20 protein-coding genes are annotated in these 16,959 nt (G+C 70.7%); 8 read left to right on the top strand and 12 right to left on the bottom strand.

Annotated features, from left to right (window positions below):
• The first annotated feature begins 71 nt into the window (after positions 1-71).
• The 3 genes from LX88_RS22795 to LX88_RS22805 all read left to right on the top strand — a co-directional run bounded on the left by LX88_RS22795 (position 72) and on the right by LX88_RS22805 (position 1,845).
• On the top strand, positions 72-416 hold the full coding sequence (locus LX88_RS22795) for a hypothetical protein (protein ID WP_258949833.1): 345 nt from the start codon (positions 72-74) through the stop codon (positions 414-416).
• Positions 417-430: 14 nt separating this feature from the next.
• The gene (locus LX88_RS22800; RefSeq protein ID WP_258949834.1) at positions 431-916 is read left to right on the top strand and encodes a glutathione peroxidase; all 486 of its coding nucleotides are present in this window, start codon (positions 431-433) and stop codon (positions 914-916) included.
• 500 nt (positions 917-1,416) lie between these two features.
• A complete protein-coding gene (locus tag LX88_RS22805; RefSeq protein ID WP_258949835.1) occupies positions 1,417-1,845 on the top strand; it encodes a hypothetical protein in 429 nt (142 codons plus the stop codon).
• Positions 1,846-1,853: 8 nt separating this feature from the next.
• Here the strand turns inward: LX88_RS22805 and LX88_RS22810 are convergent, their stop codons facing one another.
• Complete coding sequence (locus tag LX88_RS22810) at positions 1,854-2,705, bottom strand: alpha/beta fold hydrolase (protein ID WP_258949836.1); 852 nt, start codon at positions 2,703-2,705, stop codon at positions 1,854-1,856.
• A gap of 125 nt (positions 2,706-2,830) precedes the next feature.
• Here LX88_RS22810 and LX88_RS22815 point away from each other — a divergent pair, with 125 nt between their 5' ends.
• A complete protein-coding gene (locus tag LX88_RS22815; protein WP_258949837.1) occupies positions 2,831-3,415 on the top strand; it encodes a CGNR zinc finger domain-containing protein in 585 nt (194 codons plus the stop codon).
• Here the strand turns inward: LX88_RS22815 and LX88_RS22820 are convergent.
• The gene (locus LX88_RS22820; protein WP_258949838.1) at positions 3,394-4,071 is read right to left on the bottom strand and encodes an alpha/beta fold hydrolase; all 678 of its coding nucleotides are present in this window, start codon (positions 4,069-4,071) and stop codon (positions 3,394-3,396) included. The two genes, LX88_RS22815 and LX88_RS22820, sit on opposite strands and share 22 nt — an antisense overlap.
• A 148-nt stretch (positions 4,072-4,219) precedes the next feature.
• On the opposite strand from LX88_RS22820, the gene LX88_RS22825 reads away from it, so the two are divergent.
• The 3 genes from LX88_RS22825 (at position 4,220) to LX88_RS22835 (ending at position 6,474) form a co-directional block, all read left to right on the top strand.
• Positions 4,220-4,936, top strand: coding sequence for a spermine/spermidine synthase domain-containing protein (locus tag LX88_RS22825; RefSeq protein WP_258949839.1), 717 nt, complete (start codon positions 4,220-4,222; stop codon positions 4,934-4,936).
• 64 nt (positions 4,937-5,000) lie between these two features.
• The gene (locus tag LX88_RS22830; protein ID WP_258949840.1) at positions 5,001-6,092 is read left to right on the top strand and encodes a VanZ family protein; all 1,092 of its coding nucleotides are present in this window, start codon (positions 5,001-5,003) and stop codon (positions 6,090-6,092) included.
• Positions 6,067-6,474, top strand: coding sequence for an SRPBCC family protein (locus tag LX88_RS22835; protein WP_258949841.1), 408 nt, complete (start codon positions 6,067-6,069; stop codon positions 6,472-6,474). The genes LX88_RS22830 and LX88_RS22835 overlap by 26 nt, the downstream gene beginning before the upstream one ends.
• 63 nt (positions 6,475-6,537) lie before the next feature.
• On the opposite strand, the gene LX88_RS22840 is transcribed toward LX88_RS22835, so the two are convergent.
• The 10 genes from LX88_RS22840 to LX88_RS22885 all read right to left on the bottom strand — a co-directional run bounded on the left by LX88_RS22840 (position 6,538) and on the right by LX88_RS22885 (position 15,922).
• Entirely contained in the window at positions 6,538-7,164 is a 627-nt protein-coding gene (locus LX88_RS22840) for a VOC family protein (protein WP_258949842.1), read from the bottom strand.
• Positions 7,165-7,174: 10 nt separating this feature from the next.
• Positions 7,175-7,816 (bottom strand): DedA family protein, encoded by a 642-nt coding sequence (locus tag LX88_RS22845; protein WP_258949843.1) that lies wholly within the window; start codon positions 7,814-7,816, stop codon positions 7,175-7,177.
• Positions 7,813-8,952, bottom strand: coding sequence for an alpha/beta hydrolase family protein (locus tag LX88_RS22850; protein WP_258949844.1), 1,140 nt, complete (start codon positions 8,950-8,952; stop codon positions 7,813-7,815). The genes LX88_RS22845 and LX88_RS22850 overlap by 4 nt, the downstream gene beginning before the upstream one ends.
• A gap of 76 nt (positions 8,953-9,028) precedes the next feature.
• On the bottom strand, positions 9,029-9,685 hold the full coding sequence (locus LX88_RS22855; protein ID WP_258949845.1) for a response regulator: 657 nt from the start codon (positions 9,683-9,685) through the stop codon (positions 9,029-9,031).
• Complete coding sequence (locus LX88_RS22860; RefSeq protein WP_258949846.1) at positions 9,682-11,136, bottom strand: sensor histidine kinase; 1,455 nt, start codon at positions 11,134-11,136, stop codon at positions 9,682-9,684. The genes LX88_RS22855 and LX88_RS22860 overlap by 4 nt, the downstream gene beginning before the upstream one ends.
• Before the next feature lie 46 nt (positions 11,137-11,182).
• On the bottom strand, positions 11,183-12,103 hold the full coding sequence (locus LX88_RS22865; protein WP_258950157.1) for an arsenic resistance protein: 921 nt from the start codon (positions 12,101-12,103) through the stop codon (positions 11,183-11,185).
• A 42-nt stretch (positions 12,104-12,145) separates the two neighbouring features.
• Positions 12,146-12,424 carry a MerR family transcriptional regulator gene (locus LX88_RS22870; RefSeq protein WP_258949847.1) on the bottom strand — a complete coding sequence of 93 codons (279 nt, stop codon included), beginning with the start codon at positions 12,422-12,424 and terminating at the stop codon, positions 12,146-12,148.
• A 5-nt stretch (positions 12,425-12,429) separates the two neighbouring features.
• Complete coding sequence (locus LX88_RS22875; RefSeq protein WP_258949848.1) at positions 12,430-12,738, bottom strand: hypothetical protein; 309 nt, start codon at positions 12,736-12,738, stop codon at positions 12,430-12,432.
• A 41-nt stretch (positions 12,739-12,779) separates the two neighbouring features.
• On the bottom strand, positions 12,780-14,921 hold the full coding sequence (locus tag LX88_RS22880; RefSeq protein ID WP_258949849.1) for a DEAD/DEAH box helicase: 2,142 nt from the start codon (positions 14,919-14,921) through the stop codon (positions 12,780-12,782).
• 53 nt (positions 14,922-14,974) lie between these two features.
• Positions 14,975-15,922: a helix-turn-helix transcriptional regulator gene (locus LX88_RS22885; RefSeq protein ID WP_258949850.1), complete on the bottom strand. Its 948-nt coding sequence runs from the start codon at positions 15,920-15,922 to the stop codon at positions 14,975-14,977.
• A 62-nt stretch (positions 15,923-15,984) separates the two neighbouring features.
• Between LX88_RS22885 and LX88_RS22890 the strand changes: the two genes are divergently transcribed.
• Complete coding sequence (locus tag LX88_RS22890; RefSeq protein WP_258949851.1) at positions 15,985-16,950, top strand: alpha/beta fold hydrolase; 966 nt, start codon at positions 15,985-15,987, stop codon at positions 16,948-16,950.
• Positions 16,951-16,959: the final 9 nt, after the last annotated feature.

A 16,959-nucleotide genomic window follows, 5' to 3' on the forward strand; every position in this document is an offset into this window, starting at 1 on the left:
GCGATGTCGCCGGACGGCGAGCGCAATGTGCTCGTTGTGCAACGAACCCTCGACTGCGTAGAACGGTGATCATGAGTTCACGGATCACCGTGTGCCGCGGCTGCTGCTGCGGCACCGAGCGCAAGCACCCCGAGGTCGACCACGACTACCAGCTCGAAGTGCTGCGCGCACGGCTCGCACCGGTGCTGGTGGCCGACTGCCTGGACGCGTGCGAGGCGTCCAACGTGGTCGTCGTGCGGCCCGGCAAGGCCGCCCGCGCCGCCGGGGCGAGGCCGGTGTGGGTGGGGTCCGTGCTGGACGACGACGTGGTGCAGGACGTGATCGACTGGGTCGACGCGGGCGGGCCTGGTGTGGCCGCTCCACCGCCGTCGGTGAGCGCCCGGATCGTGCCCGCTCCCGGTGGGCGCAAGACATGAACTACGTTGGCGGGATGGAGATCTACGACATCCCCGTCCGCACGCTCGCGGGCGAGCCCGGCGACCTGGGCGCGGTGCGCGGCAAGGTGGCGCTGGTCGTGAACGTCGCCTCGCGGTGTGGTCTCACCCCGCAGTACGCGGGCCTGGAGCGGTTGCAGGCGAAGTACGGGGCCGAGGGTTTCTCCGTGGTCGGCTTCCCGTGCAACCAGTTCATGGGCCAGGAGCCGGGTACGTCCGAGGAGATCGCCACGTTCTGCTCGGCCACCTACGGGGTGTCGTTCCCCCTCTTCGAGAAGATCGAGGTCAACGGGCCCGACCGGCATCCCCTCTACCAGCAGCTGGTCGAGCACGAGGACGCCGACGGGACCGCCGGTGACGTGCAGTGGAACTTCGAGAAGTTCCTCGTCTCGCGCGACGGGCAGGTCATCGCCCGGTTCCGGCCGAGCACCGAGCCCGAGGACGCCGCGATCACCGAGGCGATCGAGGCCGCGCTGCGCTAGTGCCCTACGCCGGAAGTCCGCCGCTGAAGTCCCTGCCGTTTGTGCCGCACGCGGGGCGCTTTCGTGCGCGTGGAGCGCACGAAAGCGCCCCGCGTGCAGTTGATGACGGCGTGGCTGAGGCCCCGCGACGTTGATGAGGGGAGCTTTCCCAAACCTGAGGTTGATGAAAGCTCCCCTCATCAACCTTCATACTTTGATGACGAATTTCCGGCGCAGGACACTAGTGGTGTGGCCCGGAAGGTTGCCGGGGGAATTCGCGGTCAGACGGGTGCATCGTGGTGCCCTGCTGAGCGTGGATTACCTCGCCAACGTTCCGGGTCACTGCTTTACCGGGTCAAGTGGACTCCGGGCGGATTTCACCCGGCGGCGACACACGTCCGGGTGGCTCGCCGGCATGACTCCCGCGAGTCGTGCTTGTCGCACCAATAGATATCTTGTCGCGCCACGGCGGCCGGCGGAACGTTGAACGGGTCCAAACCCCCTTCGTTTCCGAGGCCGCCATGACGATTCTGCGCATCACCCCGACCGAGACCATCGACCTCCTCGTCCCGGCGCAGCACGAGCCGCACGCCGACCCGGGCGACCTGCTTGCCGGACACCTCCACGCCCCCAGAAGAGGCGAGGACTCGACAGGCCGTGCCAGAGGCGACGGTCCGGTCATCACGTTGAGCGATCCGATTCCCGCGGAGCAGATCGACGCGAACACGCCCTACGTGATCAAGGATTCCCACGGACGGGTGCTGAGCGTCCAGGACGCGGGCAGCGGCACCTGGGAATGGGCGTACTTCGGCGAGCACAACAGCTATCCGACCGACGTGTTCCCGCTGCAGTTCTCCGGGAACCCCGCCGACAAGCCCTCCTCGGTCACCATGCCGGACTGGAAAGACCGCACCGGTGCGGCGTACTCGCCCTACTTCATCCTGATGTAGGCGTCAGGTCAGGCGAAAGTCTTCTCCAGCACCGCGTTCACGTGAGCGGCGACTTCGTCGGCGGCCTCCTCCAGGGCGAAGTGACCGGTGTCGAGCAGCACGACCTCGGCGGAGGGCACGTCCCGGCGGTAGGCCTCGGCGCCGGCCGGGACGAAGAACGTGTCGTTGCGGCCCCAGACGGCGAGGACGTGGGGCTGCCGTTCGCGCAGCCAGGCCTGCCAGGACGGGTAGCGGACGGGATTGGTCTGGTAGTTCCACAGCAGGGACTTCATGTAGGCGGCGCGGCCGGGCAGGTCGATGACGGCCTGGTCGGCCAGCGCCTGCTCCGGGTCGATGTTCTCGGGGTCTTTCGCGCCCGCGAGCCATTGGTGCTGTGTGCCCTCCAGGCTGACGACCCAGTCGACGGCGTCCTGGTGCTTGGCCTTGTCGCTCCACCACCCGTTGAGCGCCTCGACATCAGGACCGAAGCCGTCGGTGTAGGCGTTGCCGTTCTGCGTGATCACGGCTTTGACGCGCTGGTCGTGCTCGAGCGCGATCCGGAAGCCGACGGGCGCGCCGAAGTCGAACACGTAGACGGCGTAGTCGCCGATGCCGAGCAGGTCGATGACCTCGCCCGTGACCTCGGCCAGCCGGTCGAACGTCGGGTCGCCGGGCAGCGGGTCGGACGAGCCGAAGCCGGGGTAGTCGATCGCGACGACGTGCCAGTCGGAGGCCAGGCGGTCGATCAGCCGCACGTAGGCGCGGGTGCTCGACGGGAAGCCCGGCAGCAGCACGATGACCGGCCTGCTCGCGTCGCCGGCCTCGCGGACGAACACCTTCAGGCCGTCGACCTCGACGTGGCGGTGGCGGATCGCGGGCATGTCGTTCTCCCTCAGTTCGTTCTAATGGATAGAACGACCGTATACGCGTTAGATTCCACGCCGCAAGCGATCCGAGTGAGAATCTGCTAATGTCTCGCTTGTTGCTTCATGCGTTAGGAGACCCCGTGGTCGCGACCCTGTCCGAGTTCCAGGCGGCGGGTTTCCCGATGGGTGCCGAACCGCTCGTAGCGCTCGACCTGGTGGACACGCAGGCGCTGTGCCTGGACCCGGTCCAGGACCTGCTCGCGGATGAGGCCGCGCACGCCAAGTGGTGGGCCCTGCAGGCGGATCGGCTGCCTGGGGCGGCACCGCCGACGATGAGCGCGACCCGCCGGCTCCGGACGGTGCTGCGGGAGTTGTTCGACGCGCACCTGACCCAGCGCACGCCTGATCCGGCGTTGATCGCGGACCTCAACGCCGTCGCCGCCGCGGTGCCCACGAGCCCGCGGCTCGACGGCTGGGGAGCCGGAGCGCGGGCAGGGGTTCGCTGGCACGACGACTACAACGGTCACCCGGCGCTGGCCGCGATCGCCGGCGAGGCGATCCGGTTGCTGGCGGACCAGAAGCGGCTGGACGCGTTGCGCGCGTGCGCCAACCAGGCGTGCTCGATGGTGTTCCTGGCGGAGAACAGGCGCCGGGTCTGGTGCGCCGCCAACGTGTGCGGCAACCGGGCCCGGGTCGCGCGGCACTACGAGCGCACGCGTGCCTGATCGAGCGTGACCTGGTCCAGCAACGCCGCCAGGTCGGCGGGCACGGACAGGAACGGCGAGTGCGACGACGGCAGGTGGTGCACGGAGGACGCGCGGGCGGCCATCTCCTCCTGCGACGCGGGCGGCATCGTCTTGTCGTTGTCGCACACCAGGTACGTGGACGGGATCGTGAGCCACCCGGCTCCCCTGAGCCGGTCGGTGGCGGAGCGGGCGCTCTGCGGCCGCAACATCGCGGCGGCGCGCTCGGCCAGCACCGGGTCGACGTCGTCGTAGAACCGGGCGACCGCGTCGGGTGGAGGAGGGACGAACTCCGCCTCGAACTCCGGCATTCCGGCCGCCTCGCTGATCGACGTGCCCGCCTCCGGCACCCACGCCGCCAGGTAGACCACGCGGGTCACGAACGCCGACCCCGCCGTCGCCTCGGTCACCGGGAAACCGCCGTAGGAATGCCCCACCACCGCGACCGGCCGGTCGATCGCCGCGATCGCGTGCCGGATGACCTCCGCGTCCTCGTGCAGCCCGGCGGGTGATCCCGAACTGGGCAGGTCGACGGCGTGCGCGGTGCGGCCGAGCCGCCGCAACTCCGCTGTCACCAGTTCCCAGCACCACGAACCATGCCACGCGCCGTGCACCAGAAGGATGTCAGGTAAGTGCATCAGTTCTCCCGCCAGGAAGCCGGAATCCTCTCACGGGCGGCTGTGAACGCCACGACGCGCACCCCTCGGCCACGTCCACATCGGACGACACCTCACGAACGCACGGCTGCGGTCACCTGTTCGTGCACACGGGGTAGCGTGCCGCCGCATGAGCGCGCGCTTCCAGGAACTCGACTACCGCCAGACCCCGCTGGGTGAGCTCAGCCTGCGCCGCCGGCTCGAGCCCGGCACCGGCAGGGAGATCCACGAGATCAAGCTGAACGAAGAGTTCCTGATGTCGAGCCTGTTCACCGTCGCCGAGGTCGAACTGGCACACCTCGCACTCGCGGAACTCTCCGGGGACTCGCTGAACGTGGTCGTGGGCGGCCTCGGACTCGGTTACACGGCGCAGACGGTGCTGGAGCACTCGAACGTCGGCTCGCTGCTGGTCGTCGACGCCCTCGGTGAGGTGATCGAGTGGCACCAGCAGGGTCTCATCCCCGCCGGGAGGACGCTGGCGGCCGACGAGCGGTGCCGGTTGGTCCACGGCGACTTCTTCGCCCTGACCCGCTCCGGCGAGGGTTTCGACGGGACGGCGCCCGGCAGGCTGTTCGACGCCATCGTCGTCGACATCGACCACTCACCGCGCCACCTGCTGCACCCGACCAACGCCGACTTCTACACCGCCGAGGGCGCTCAGCGCCTCGCCGCGCTGCTCACGCCCGGCGGGGTGTTCGCGTTGTGGTCCAACGACCCGCCCGAGACCGAGTACTCCGCCACTCTCGCCGAGGTCTTCACCGACGTGCGGGCCGAGGTCGTCAGCTTCCCGAATCCCCTGCAGGAAAGGGAATCGACGAACACCGTGTACCTCGCCCGGCGCGGTTGATCCATTCGCCGCAACCTTGGTGATCGTGGTTTGGCGCTTCTCGTGAGCGGGCATTGGACGACTCATGATGGCGTCGTACTGGGAGACCGCCCGAACCGGTTTCCTGGCGTTCGTGGGTGTCGGGCTACTGGTTCTCCTCCCCTTGGTCCTGTTGCACTACTTCCGATTCCGGCGGGTCGAGCCGCGGCGGGCCTTCGTCCTGTACGGCTTGCTGGCCTACGGGCTCGTGGCACTGGCGTTGATCTTCTTACCGTTCCCGTCCGACGTGGCGAAGCTGTGCACGGGCGACCAGATGCTATCGACGGTCCCGTTCCAGTGGGTCACCGACATGGGCAACAACATGGCGGCGAACGGGCGTTCCGGCGTCCTTTCGATGGTGAAGTCGCAGGCGTTCCTGCAGCAGCTGTTCAACGTGGCGCTGTTCGTCCCGCTGGGTGTGGTGCTGCGCAAGGCGTACCGCAAGGGGCCGCTCGCCGTCATCGCCATCAGCCTGGGCCTGTCGCTGGCCATCGAGGTCGTGCAGTTCACCGGCAACCTCGGTTTCTACCCGTGCCCCTACCGCATCGCCGACGTGGACGACCTGATCTCGAACACCTTCGGCGGCCTGCTGGGGTGGATGATGGCGCCGGCCGCGTTCGTCGTGCCCAGGCTGCCCTCGTCCGACGAGTCGGCCGCTCCGAGCGACACCGTGACCGTGCCGCGCCGGATCCTCGGCCTGATCTCCGAGCTCGTGCTGGTGATCGTGATCGCGAAGCTGCTGCTGAACTCCGATCCGCGATGGGCCGTGTGCCTGCTCGTGGCCTTCCGGGTGCTGCTGCCGGCGGCGGCGAAGGGCATGACGATCGGCGGAGTGCTGCTGCACTACCGGATCCGCGCCGACGACGGGTCACGCGCCAACCCGTTCCAGCTGGCCCTGCGCGAACTGCTCGGCTTCACGGGCTTCATGGCGTACGCGACCGTCGTGTCGCCGCTGATCGGCATCGGCTGGTGGGACCTAGCCGTCGCGGCGCTGTACCTCGGCGGCGCGTTCGTCGCGCCCGTGTTCCGCCGTGACCAGCGCGGATGGCACGAACAGGTGGCTCAGACGAGGGACGTGTTCGTGGTGCGGGAGTCCGGGTACCCGGACGTCCATGACGACGTACACGCACACAGCTGAGGCGGACATCCCGGCCGACACGCTGTTCGGTTTCCTCGCCGAGCCGCGCAACCTGCCCCGGTACTTCCCGCAGATGACCGCGGCCGAGCCCGAGGGCGGCGAGCAGGTGCACGTGGAGGCCGAGGTGCACGGTCACCACGTCGAGGGCGAGGCGTGGGTCCGGCCTGACGCGGAACGTCGCACGCTCGAGTGGGGCGCCGAGGGCCCGGACGACTACCACGGCGAACTCCAGGTCGAGGAGGTCGCACCGGGACGGTCGCGCATCACGGTGAGCCTGCACAGCGTACGTGAGGCGCAGGGCGACGAGGTGCAGCGCGGGCTGGAGCAGACGGTCGCCGTGCTCACCCAGACCGCGGCGGCCGACGACCGTCAGACCGACTGACCGCGGGCGGCGAGGTGCCGGGGCGGATCCGGCGGCGAACACGCGCCGAAGCTCGGCGTCCGCTCACGCGCCGAGCCGGCCGGCCGGCTGCCCTGACGCCCACGCGAACCCGTCCGGGTCGGTGAAGTCGCCGGTGCCGATCATCACGACGCGGTGCGAACCGGAACCTTCGGGCGCCACCCCGGCGTCCTTGGCGAGCGCGCGCCGCCGGTACAGCCCCAGCGTCACGGTGCCGGCCGCGGCGAACTGGACATACATGCGGCCGAAGCTCTTCTCCACGGTGAAGCCCTGGTCGACGTAGCACTGCCTGCTCGCGACGATGTCCGTCGCGCCGAGCAGCAGCACCACGTCACCGACCTGCGCGGTGGCCGCTCCGGTGTTCTTCTTGGCCGAGGTCGCGACCTTCCAGATGGTGCCGTCCGGTGCCTGCACGACCCCTCCGTAGCCCCACATCGACTTCCCGGCGGGCTTGAGCACGGTCGCGCCGGCGTCGAGAGCGCCGCCGATGAGGAGGTCGACGTCCGCGGGCTGCGCCACCGTGAGGGACAGGGTGAAGCCGCGGAAGCCGGTGGCCGGTTCCTGCGAAGCCCGCAGGCGCAGGCGGGAACCGAGCCCGAAAGCGTTGGCGTAGAAGCGTTCGGCGGCCGCGAGGTCGGACACTTCGAGGGTGATCGCGTCGAATGAGGTCATGCCGGGAACGCTATTCGCCACCCTGGGTCCCGTGCTTCTCGATTCCTGACCGGCTCACGGTCCTGCGCCTGCGCAGCACCACGACCGCCAGCACGACGACCACGGCGACGGCCGCGATCGTGCTGCCCGTCCCGACGAGCTTCTCGACCCGCCGCGCGGTCTCCCCCGCCGCCGCGCCGAGGCCGATGTGCAATGCGCACCACCCGGTGGCGCCGACGAGAACGGCGGGCAGGAACGTCCGGAACGGCAGCCCGGCGGCTCCCGCGGCGGCGGGCAGCAACGTGCGCAGGACCGGCAGGAAGATCGCGACCAGCACCGCGACCGCTCCCCTGCGGCGCAGAAACGCGGTCGCGCGGTCCCAGTGCTGCGCGCCGTGCCGCCGCACGATCCGCGACTCGCGCAGCCGTGCGCCGTAGCGGCGGCCGATCAGGAAGCCGACCGAGTCGCCACCGACCGCGCACACCGTGGTCACCAGCCACATCACCACGAACGCGGGCGGGCTGGTGGCGGTGGTGCCGAGCACGAAGAGGCCGGTCTCGCCGGGAGCGATGAAGCCCAGCCCCAGCGTGCACTCGCCGAACACGAGCACACCGGCGGCGACGATCACCCAGACCGGCGGCAGGTTCGCGAGCCAGTCGAGGAACGCGGTCACGGGACGAGCCTCGCGTCCGGGTAGGCGGGCGAGTCGCCGTCGAACAGCGCGGTGTGCCGGCCGCGCAGGTGCAGGTCGAAGAACGCGGCGAGGTACTCCCGTTGCGCGGTCAGGCTCCTGCGCGGGTCGACGGTGCCGATCGCCGCCGCGAGCTTGTCCGCGGGCAACGGGTGCGAGCTGTCGATCTGCGGCAGCAGCACCTGGGCGTCGGTGAAGCTCGCGTGCTCCGCCGCGGGCAGGTGGACGTCGCGTTTCCAGCCGGTGGAGTTCGCCCAGAACGCCGCCCAGTCCGGTGCGTGCACGTGGTCATGCGGGTGCTTGTCCGCACCGCTGGTCCCGCCGCCCATGAGCAGGAACGGCCGGTCGGCGCCGCGCGCGCTCGCCTGGCCGGAGTTCGGGTCCATGCTGCCGTCGAGGTTCACTCCCGCGTCGATGCGCGGGTCGGTGAGCATGGCCTCGGCCGCGGTGAACCCGCCCATGGAGTGGCCGGCCATGCCGACCCTCGACAGGTCCATCGCGGCGGCGAGCGTGGTGGAGCCGAGCCGGTCCAGCACGAAACCGGTGTCGCGCACCCTCTCCCGCATCATCAGCGCCGTGTCCGCGCGGCTGACCGGGAGTTCGACGCGGTCCGGGAACTCCACGGGGCCCGCGAAGGTGTGGTCGATCGTGACGACGACGTAGCCGCGGCTGGCGAGGTCCTCCACCAGCGTCGTGCCGAACGAACGCGACTGCCCGCGTCCCGGCGAGTAGAGGATCACGGGGCGGCGGCCGAGAAGTGGCGTGGCCGTCCTCGCGTGGGTCCGGGTGCCCGCGAAGTCCGCGACGCCGGGATCGAGTCCGACCGAGCCGGCGGCGGTCTGGTCGTAGAAGGCCGCGATCCCCGGGCTGAGGTGGCGCACCGGGGCCCGGAACGAGGGCGTGGCCGGATACCACAGCGAGATCATCAGTTCGCGCGATCTGCCCGGTGCCCACGGATCGGTGCGGGTCTCGTCGACGAGGTGCAGTTCGGTGGTGCCCACCGGGAACGGACCCGACGGTGTCGGCAGGGTGAGCGGGACGGGAGCGGCGACCGCGGGAACGGCCAGCGCGACCGTCAAGGCTCCCGCCGCGACGACGGCCCAACAGCTGGATCTCATGCGGCCCAGCCTGTCGATCACGCACGCCGGCCGGCATCTGCCGAACGCCGCCGGAGCACTGCACGAAAGACATAGATCAGGCCTGGTCGACCAGTCCCGCCTCGAAGGCGATGATCGCGGCGCGCACCCGGTTCGGCACCTTCAGCCGGCGCAGGATCGAGCTCACGAACACCTTCACCGTGCCCTCCACGACGTGCAGCCGGCGGCCGATCTCCGCGTTCGGGAGCCCGGCGCCGACCAGGGCGAGCACTTCCCGTTCCCGTTCGGTGAGCCCGGCGACCAGGTCCCGCGCGCGGGCGGCTCCGGACACCCGTTCCTCACCCAGCCGCCGGATCGCCCAGTGCGCGATCTTCGGCGACAGGTACGCGGCACCCTCCGCCACGGCCCTGATGCCCGCGAAGAGCTCCCTCGGATCTCCTGTCTTGAGCAGGAAACCGCTGGCACCGCCGTCGAACGCGCGGGCGATGTGCTCGTCCTCGGAGAACGTCGTCAGCATGATCACGCCGGTGCCCGGGACGACGCGGCGGATCTCGGCCGCCGCGGCCAGGCCGTCCATGCGCGGCATCATGATGTCGAGCAGCACGACGTCCGGCCGGTGGGCCAGCGCGAGTTCCACCGCCGCGTGCCCGTCGGCGGCCTCGGCCACCACCTCGAACTCCGGCTCGGCGCCGAGCACGGCCCGGACCCCGGCTCTGGTCAGCGGTTCGTCGTCGGCCAGCAGCACCCGGATCACGGCGCTTCGCCCGAAATAGCGCCGCGCGGCACGGCTTCCTTGTGCACCAGGCGGTCCGCGGCGAAACACAGCCGGAAGAACAGCTGCTCGTCGGTCTGCTCCCGCGACCAGTGGTAGCGGCAGTCGGCGCCCTTCGGCGGGTCGGACAGCATGCGTTCGGGGTCCCCCAGGATCTGGAACGGTGGCAGGCGCGTCTCGACGTCCGCGCGCGGTGTGCCGAGCTGGATCTTCTCGAACACCTCGGGGTCGAGGCTGTTGTTGGCGCCGACCGCCGCGTAGAGCGCCATGGCGAGCACGGCGATGGCGGCGCCGGCCAGCAGCGGTGTCCTGGCCGCCCTGACCAGGCTTCGGCGGGCCGGCCTGCCGACGTTCGCCGGTCGCGCGTCGTGCGGCAGTTCCGCGACGAGCGTGAACCCGCCGTCACCCTGCCCGGTGGTGAGCGTGCCGCCCAGCAGCCGGGCGTGTTCGGCCAAGGCGGCCAGCCCGTTGCCGCCGCCCGGCGGACCTGGTGTGTCGACCGCCGGTCCATTCGCGACGGTGACGGTCGTGCTGGCGTACAGGCGTTCCACCCGTACGCTGACCGGCGCTCCCGGCGCGTGCCTGGCGGCGTTCGTCAGTCCTTCCCGGACGATCCGGTGCACAGCGCGTTCGACGGCCTCGGGTGACGGCTCCGCCGGGGTCCACTCGACGTCCATGCCCGCGGCCGCGGCGCGTTCGACCAGCGCGGCGACGTCGGTCCGCTCGTCTCGCGGCCCCAGCACGCCGATGATCTCCTGGAGCCGCTCGGTCGCCGCCGCGACGCCGGCCCGCAGCTCGCCTGCCGCCGCCCGGTGCCGCTCGGGCAGGTCCGGCGACACCTCGAGAGCGGCCGCGCGCAAAGCGATGAGCCCCCACTCGTGACCGAGCGAGTCGTGCATGTCCCGCGCGATCCGCGCCCGTTCCAGCAGGGCCGCCCGCTCCAGACCCGCCGCCGCGACCTCGGCGCGCAGCCGCAGGTACCGGCCCAGCAACCACGGGCACAGCACCACGACCAGCACGATCAGCACCAGCAGGAACCAGTCGTAGAGCCCGAACAGCACACCGAACCCGCCGCGCGCCGTCCCGTCCGCCAGCACGCTGACCGGCAGCCCGCCGAGCAGCACGGTGGCCAGCGGCACGAGCACCGAGTCGCCGGCCCACCGTCCGGCACGGAACCCGAACACCCCGGCGGCGAGGAAGGGCCAGACCCACGGCGGGTTCGTCACGGTCGGCACCAGTGCCAGCGCGGGTACCGCAGCGGCCGCCACGAGCGCGCACAGCGTCCACACCGGAAACCTCCGGAAGAGCAGCACGGCGGCGGTCAGCAGGACCAGTCCGGCGATCAGCTCCACCGGCTCGCCGATCGCTCCCGGCACCAGCGGCACCGCCAGGACCACCCACAACACGGCGTCCGGCCACCGCAGCCCCCTCATCGGTTCATCGTAGAAGACGGCTGGGGGCCGGCGAAGATCGCCGGCTTCAGGCCTGACGGCCGGGCAGCAGACGCGGCACCACCCGGACGTAGACGACCATGCCGACCACCTCGACCAGCGTCTGCGTCACCACGACGACAGCCGCGAGGTCGTCCGGCAACGCCAGCGCGAGCGGCAGCACGACCAGCGAGTTGCGCGTCGCCCCGGTGAACACGACCGCGCGCCCCGAAACCGCGTCCAGGCGGAACAACCGGGCCACGGCGAGCCCGGCGAAGGCCATCACGACCAGGAACGCCACGTAGAACGGCACCACGCGGGCGACCTGCGGCAGGTCGTCGCCGAGCTTCGGCACCTGCGACGCGACCACCGCGAACAGGGTCGCGGCCATCAACGGCACCATCGTCGTGCTGATCGCCCCGATGATCCGCGCCGCCCTGGCCTGGGTGAGCCACGCCAGGGCCAGCGGGGCCACGATCAGCACGACGAACGCCTCGACGAACGGGCCGGGTTCGACGACGGCCAGGCCGGAGCCGAGGAAAAGCCAGAGATAACCGGGCAGCAGCACCATCTGCGCGAGGAGCAGCAACGGCGTGGCGGCGAGCAGGCGCCGGCTGTCGCCACCGGCCAGTCCGCTGAACACGATCACGTAGTCGACGCACGGTGTGAGCAGCACCAACAGCACGCCCAGCCGCACGGCCTGGTCGTCGGGCAGGAACGTGAAGAGCGCGGCCACCACCAACGGCACCACCACGAAGTTCACGACGAGGGCGGCCCCGAGGAACCGGCCCGCACGCATCGAACGCCCGAGTTCGGCCACCGGCACCTGCAGGAACGTCACGTACAGCAGGACTGCCAGCACCGGGTTGATGGCGTGTTCGAGCACCGGGCCCGCCCCCGGAGCGGCCCAGCCCGCCACCGCCCCCGCGGCCAGCGCGCCGAGGCAGACGGCGACCTGGTGACGTTCCATCCCCGCGACGAACCCCGGCACAGCACCCTCCTGATCAGCTGATCAGGACGATATCCCCTGGTGGACGCCTTCCTCGCTCACCCCGGCCCGGCGAAGGGCAGCGGGCACGACGGCGAGTGCGAGCAGGTCCGCGACCTCGTCGAGGGTGAAGCCGAGCCGTTGCGCCGCCTTGATCACGCGGAGCACCTTCACGGTCTCGCGCGGGTAGAGCCGATGCCCGCCGAGTGATCGTTTCGGCGGGGCGGGCAGGCCGACTCGCTCGTAGCACCGCAGCGTCTCCCGGTTCATCCCGGCCGCCTCGACGACCTCGCCCGTCCGCATCCCGCTCACCTCGCCGCCAGCGCGTCGAGCACCTCGGCCCGCGAGTCCGGCACCGAGATCGCCAGGGTCAGGCCGCCACCGGTGGCCGTCAGCTCGAACGTGAAGAACGAGCAGCAGCCCGTCTCCCGCACCGCCAGGTCCGCCGCACGGGCCGCGACTTCGGGCCGTGGCTGCAGTTCCAGCACCAATCGAGTCTTCTGGGAACGGTGGCGTGCGGCACCGGCGAGCAGTTCGTCGAACTCGGCCAGGCGCAACGGTCTCTCAGCCGTCGGCAACGTGCAGGACCGAGGCGCCCAGCTCTCTGCTTCCTCCATGGTTCGACGGTAAACCCGTACCGGGGTATCGGATGCAAGGCTCAGAGGCCGAGGCGCTGCTGCTCCGCCTGCACCACTCGCTGCTCCACCGACACCGCCGAGTCCAGCGCGCTCGCGTGCGAGTGCTTCGTGTCGCTTTCACGCGCGAAGTGGTCGAACAGCAGGGTCTTGTGGTCGCGGACCTCCTGCACCCGCGCGTCCACGCTGTCCTTGACCAGCAACCGGTGCACGTGGACCTTGCGGACCTGGCCCATCCGGTGGCACCGGGCGATCGCCTGGTCCTCCGTGCTCGGCTTCCACTGCGGCTCGGTGATGATCACGACGGACGCGGCCTGGATGTTGAGGCCCACGCCGCCCGCCTCGATCTGGGCCACCAGCACCGCGTGGTCCTCGCGCGCGGTGAACGCGTCCACCAGTTCTTGACGGCCCTGCGCCGACGTCGCACCGGTCAGGGGCCCGAAGACCTCGACGTGCTCCGCGACCGCGTCCAGCACGTCGTGGAAGTACGAGAACACCACGACCTTCCAGCCGTTGTCCCTCGACTCCTCGATGATCTCCAGCAGCCGCTCCAGCTTCGCCGAGCCGCCGGGCGTGCCCGGCGTGTAGGCGGCGCGGCGCATCGCCATCAGGTTCCCCGCGCGCACCGCGTCCAGGTACGCGGCTCGGTCCTGCTTGCCGAACTCGACCCAGTCCTCCACCTCGAGCAGCTCTGGCAGCTCCCCCAGCACGTCCTCCTGGTTGCGCCGCAGGTACACCGGTGCGACGACGCGGCGGAAGGCCTTCGCCCCCACCACGGCGTCGATGGAGCCCGTGCCCGCCGCGACGCCCGGCTGGAGGTAGGCGACCAGGTTGCGGAACTCCTCGACGCGGTTCTCCATCGGCGTGCCGGTGAGGAGCACCGCCCGCTCCGCGCGCTGCACGATCTTGTTGACCGCCTGCGAACGCTGCGTGTCCGGGTTCTTCACGTAGTGCGCCTCGTCGACCACGACCAGAGCCGGGCGGAACCTCTTCGGCAGCACCAGTTTCGGCAACGTGCCGAAGGTCGTCACGCCGACGCCGCCCTGTGCCAGCCACTCGCCGACCGCGCCGTCGCGGCCCGCGCCGTGCATCCGGTGCGGCACCAGGTCGCTGTGCCGGGCGATCTCGTTGACCCAGTTGACGACGACGCTCGCCGGGCAGACCACCAGGAACCCGCGCCGCCCTCCGGCGGCGAGGCTGGCCATCACCGCGATGGCCTCGATCGTCTTGCCCAGTCCCATCTCGTCGCCGATGATGACGCGTTTGCGGGCCAGGGCGAACTTGGCTCCGAACACCTGGTAGCCGCGCAGCGACACCTTCAGCAGGCTGGTGTCCAGTGTGGTGGCGTCGACCTCGTGCTCGATGTCGGCCGGGACGAAACCGTTGGCGGCACCGCGATCCGGCACCCCGTCCGCACCGGCGAGGTCGGCGAGCAGCGTGTTGTAGGCGGCCGCGTCGAGCTCGTAGTCGCGCCACAATGCGCGGTGGTCGAGGTCCGGCACGCGCAGCTGCGTGCTCACCGCGCGCAACGCCGCCACGTCACGACTGGCCAGCAGGGCCTCGAGCCGGCCGAGCGAGTCGAGTGCGGCCTGCCGGTTCTTCCGCAGCGAGAAGAACATCCGCACCCGGCTCAGGGCACGGGCCGCGGCGCGCACGTCGGCGTCGACGCTGCCCAGCACCTCTCCGAGCGGCTCGCGCAGCGGGCCGACGAGCTGGTTCGCCCTGCGCAGCTTGGACATCAGCTGCAGCAGCTCGGTCTGGGCGCGGTCGGCGCGGTCGGGGTTCAGCCGGACGGAGGTGTCGCGCGTGACACCCTCGACGACGGCGCGGGCGACCCGCACGATGTCCTCGGCGGACTGCCTGCCGACCCCGGGCACGCCGTCGAGCTGTTCCGGGCGCGCCCGGACGACGTCGGCGACGGTCCGGTACCCCGCGGCCTTCAGCTTGCTCAGCCGCAGGTTCGCCTTCGTGTCCCGCAGTTTGTCCACCGGCATGGCGCGGAGCCGGTCGGCCACCAGCGAGTCGCGGACCGCCTGGTGGTGCGCGACGGCGAGCGCGCGCAACCGGTCCGGTTCCGCGCGCACCCCTGCCGCCTCGGCGCGGAACGCCTTCGCGGCGGCCAGCACCCCGCGAGCGTGCCTACCGACCTTCGACGAGTCGTCCACCCGTGTCCTTCCGTCAGGCGGGCCAACAGTACCGATCGTCCGGACGCGGTCTCTCAGCCGTACCGCTCGACGAGCGCGTTGCCGATGGAGACCAGGTGCTCTCGCACCCGCGGTGGACCGGTCACCTCGACCCAGTCGACCAGTCCGGCGAGCTCACCGGCGAGCACGTGCTCGTCCCGGCCGCGGATCACGACCTCGACGCGGCCGTCCGCCGTGGCACCTCCCACCTCGAGCCGGTCGCCGAACGCGATCCGGAGCAGACCCGTCCCGTGGGGCACGCACACCGCCTGGACCTCGACAGGCGTTCGCCTGCGGTCGACCTCGTCGGCGATGGCGCGCCAGCTCCCGGCGAGGTCGAAGTCGCCGGGCCGGTGCACGGGATCGCCGGTCGGAGCGACGGACGACACGCGGTCGACGCGGAAGGTCCGCCGGCCGGCCTCGGTCTCGGTCACGAGGTACCACGACGGGCCTTTGGCGACGATGCCCAGCGGGTGGACGGTTCTCCCGGTCTCGGCGCCTTCGCGGTCGACGTAGCCGAGCCGCACCTGGACGCCGCGGATCACCGCCTCCTGGAGTTCGTCGAGGAAGCGGGGCGGCCGGTGCTCGCTCCGGCTCGCCCCCCACCGCCGCGGGTCCACGACCAACGACGACGCCGCTGCTTCGGCCTGGCCCCGGAAGGATTCCGGCAGGGCGTGGACGAGCTTGCGCAGAGCCGCCTTCACGGCCGGCGTCATGACCGAGGCCGGGCCGACGGCCAGGAACAGGGCGCGGGCCTCGCTCGCGGTCAGCCCGGACAGGTCGGTGCGGGCACCGCCCACGAGGCGCCAGCCGCCGCCCCGGCCCTGCAGGGAGTACACGGGCACCCCGGCCATGGCCAGTGCGTCGAGATCGCGGCGGGCGGTGCGCTCGGAGACCTCCAGTTCCCGGGCCACCTCCGCCGCCGTCACCTGCTCCCGTCGTTGCAGCAGGAGGAGAACGGCCACCAGCCGGTCGGTTCGCACTCCGCCAAGATTTCACGGAAAGCGGTCATGGGGTGACCGGTTTCGGTCGGCAGGATCACGGCATGACCTCAGCGTTCGATCCGACCGATTTTCCCGAGCCCACCCTCGTTCCCGTCAACGGCGTGGAACTCGAAGTCTTCGAAGCAGGCCGGCACAACGCGGGACGCCCCGTCGTGCTCTGCCACGGCTGGCCCGAGCACGCCTTCTCCTGGCGCTATCAGGTACCTGCCCTCGTCGCGGCGGGCTACCACGTCATCGTCCCGAACCAGCGGGGCTACGGCGGCTCGGCGCGTCCGGCCGAGGTGACGGCCTACGACCTCGAACACCTGTCGGGTGATCTCGTCGCACTCCTCGACCACTACGGCTACGAGAACGCCACCTTCGTCGGTCACGACTGGGGTGCGATCGTCGTCTGGGGACTCACCCTGCTGCACCCGGACCGCGTGAGCAGGCTGGTGAACCTGAGCGTGCCGTACCAAGAGCGCGGGGAGAAGCCCTGGGTCGAGTTCATCGAGGACGCGCTCGGCAGCGACTTCTACTACGTCCACTTCAACCGGCATCCCGGCGTGGCCGATGCCGTGTTCGAGAAGAACACGTTCCGGTTCCTCCGCAACATGTACCGGAAGAACGAACCCCCCAGGGCGCCTCAGCCGGGCATGGCGCTGATCGATCTCGCCGGAGCGGAGGTACCGCTCGGCGAGCCCCTGATGAGCGACGACGAGCTGGCCGTCTTCGTCACCGCCTTCGAGTCGGCGGGCTTCACGGGTGGCATCAACTGGTACCGGAACTCCGATCGCAACTGGCACCGGCTGGCGGACGTGGACCCGATCATCCGCCAGCCCGCGCTCATGATCTACGGCGACCGGGACGTGGTTCCGAGGTCGGAGAACCTGACGCACTTCGTGCCGAACGTGGAAGTCGTCACCCTGGACTGCGGTCACTGGATCCAGCAGGAGAAGCCGGAGGAGACGAACCGCGCGATCCTGAAGTGGCTGGAAAGCCAGGATTCCGCGACTCAGACCCGTTGATCAGTCCAT

Origin of the sequence: Lentzea californiensis (assembly GCF_024648825.1) — a bacterium.
GTDB lineage: Bacteria > Actinomycetota > Actinomycetes > Mycobacteriales > Pseudonocardiaceae > Lentzea > Lentzea californiensis.

What these genes read in the sequence shown, in the direction of transcription:
- LX88_RS22795 (WP_258949833.1), top strand. Translation starts at nt 72, where the DNA reads ATGAGTTCACGGATCACCGTGTGCCGCGGCTGCTGCTGCGGCACCGAG.
- LX88_RS22800 (WP_258949834.1), top strand. Translation starts at nt 431, where the DNA reads ATGGAGATCTACGACATCCCCGTCCGCACGCTCGCGGGCGAGCCCGGC.
- LX88_RS22805 (WP_258949835.1), top strand. Translation starts at nt 1,417, where the DNA reads ATGACGATTCTGCGCATCACCCCGACCGAGACCATCGACCTCCTCGTC.
- LX88_RS22810 (WP_258949836.1), bottom strand. Translation starts at nt 2,705, where the DNA reads ATGCCCGCGATCCGCCACCGCCACGTCGAGGTCGACGGCCTGAAGGTG.
- LX88_RS22820 (WP_258949838.1), bottom strand. Translation starts at nt 4,071, where the DNA reads ATGCACTTACCTGACATCCTTCTGGTGCACGGCGCGTGGCATGGTTCG.
- LX88_RS22825 (WP_258949839.1), top strand. Translation starts at nt 4,220, where the DNA reads ATGAGCGCGCGCTTCCAGGAACTCGACTACCGCCAGACCCCGCTGGGT.
- LX88_RS22830 (WP_258949840.1), top strand. Translation starts at nt 5,001, where the DNA reads ATGATGGCGTCGTACTGGGAGACCGCCCGAACCGGTTTCCTGGCGTTC.
- LX88_RS22835 (WP_258949841.1), top strand. Translation starts at nt 6,067, where the DNA reads ATGACGACGTACACGCACACAGCTGAGGCGGACATCCCGGCCGACACG.
- LX88_RS22840 (WP_258949842.1), bottom strand. Translation starts at nt 7,164, where the DNA reads ATGACCTCATTCGACGCGATCACCCTCGAAGTGTCCGACCTCGCGGCC.
- LX88_RS22850 (WP_258949844.1), bottom strand. Translation starts at nt 8,952, where the DNA reads ATGAGATCCAGCTGTTGGGCCGTCGTCGCGGCGGGAGCCTTGACGGTC.
- LX88_RS22860 (WP_258949846.1), bottom strand. Translation starts at nt 11,136, where the DNA reads ATGAGGGGGCTGCGGTGGCCGGACGCCGTGTTGTGGGTGGTCCTGGCG.
- LX88_RS22865 (WP_258950157.1), bottom strand. Translation starts at nt 12,103, where the DNA reads ATGGAACGTCACCAGGTCGCCGTCTGCCTCGGCGCGCTGGCCGCGGGG.
- LX88_RS22870 (WP_258949847.1), bottom strand. Translation starts at nt 12,424, where the DNA reads ATGCGGACGGGCGAGGTCGTCGAGGCGGCCGGGATGAACCGGGAGACG.
- LX88_RS22875 (WP_258949848.1), bottom strand. Translation starts at nt 12,738, where the DNA reads ATGGAGGAAGCAGAGAGCTGGGCGCCTCGGTCCTGCACGTTGCCGACG.
- LX88_RS22890 (WP_258949851.1), top strand. Translation starts at nt 15,985, where the DNA reads ATGACCTCAGCGTTCGATCCGACCGATTTTCCCGAGCCCACCCTCGTT.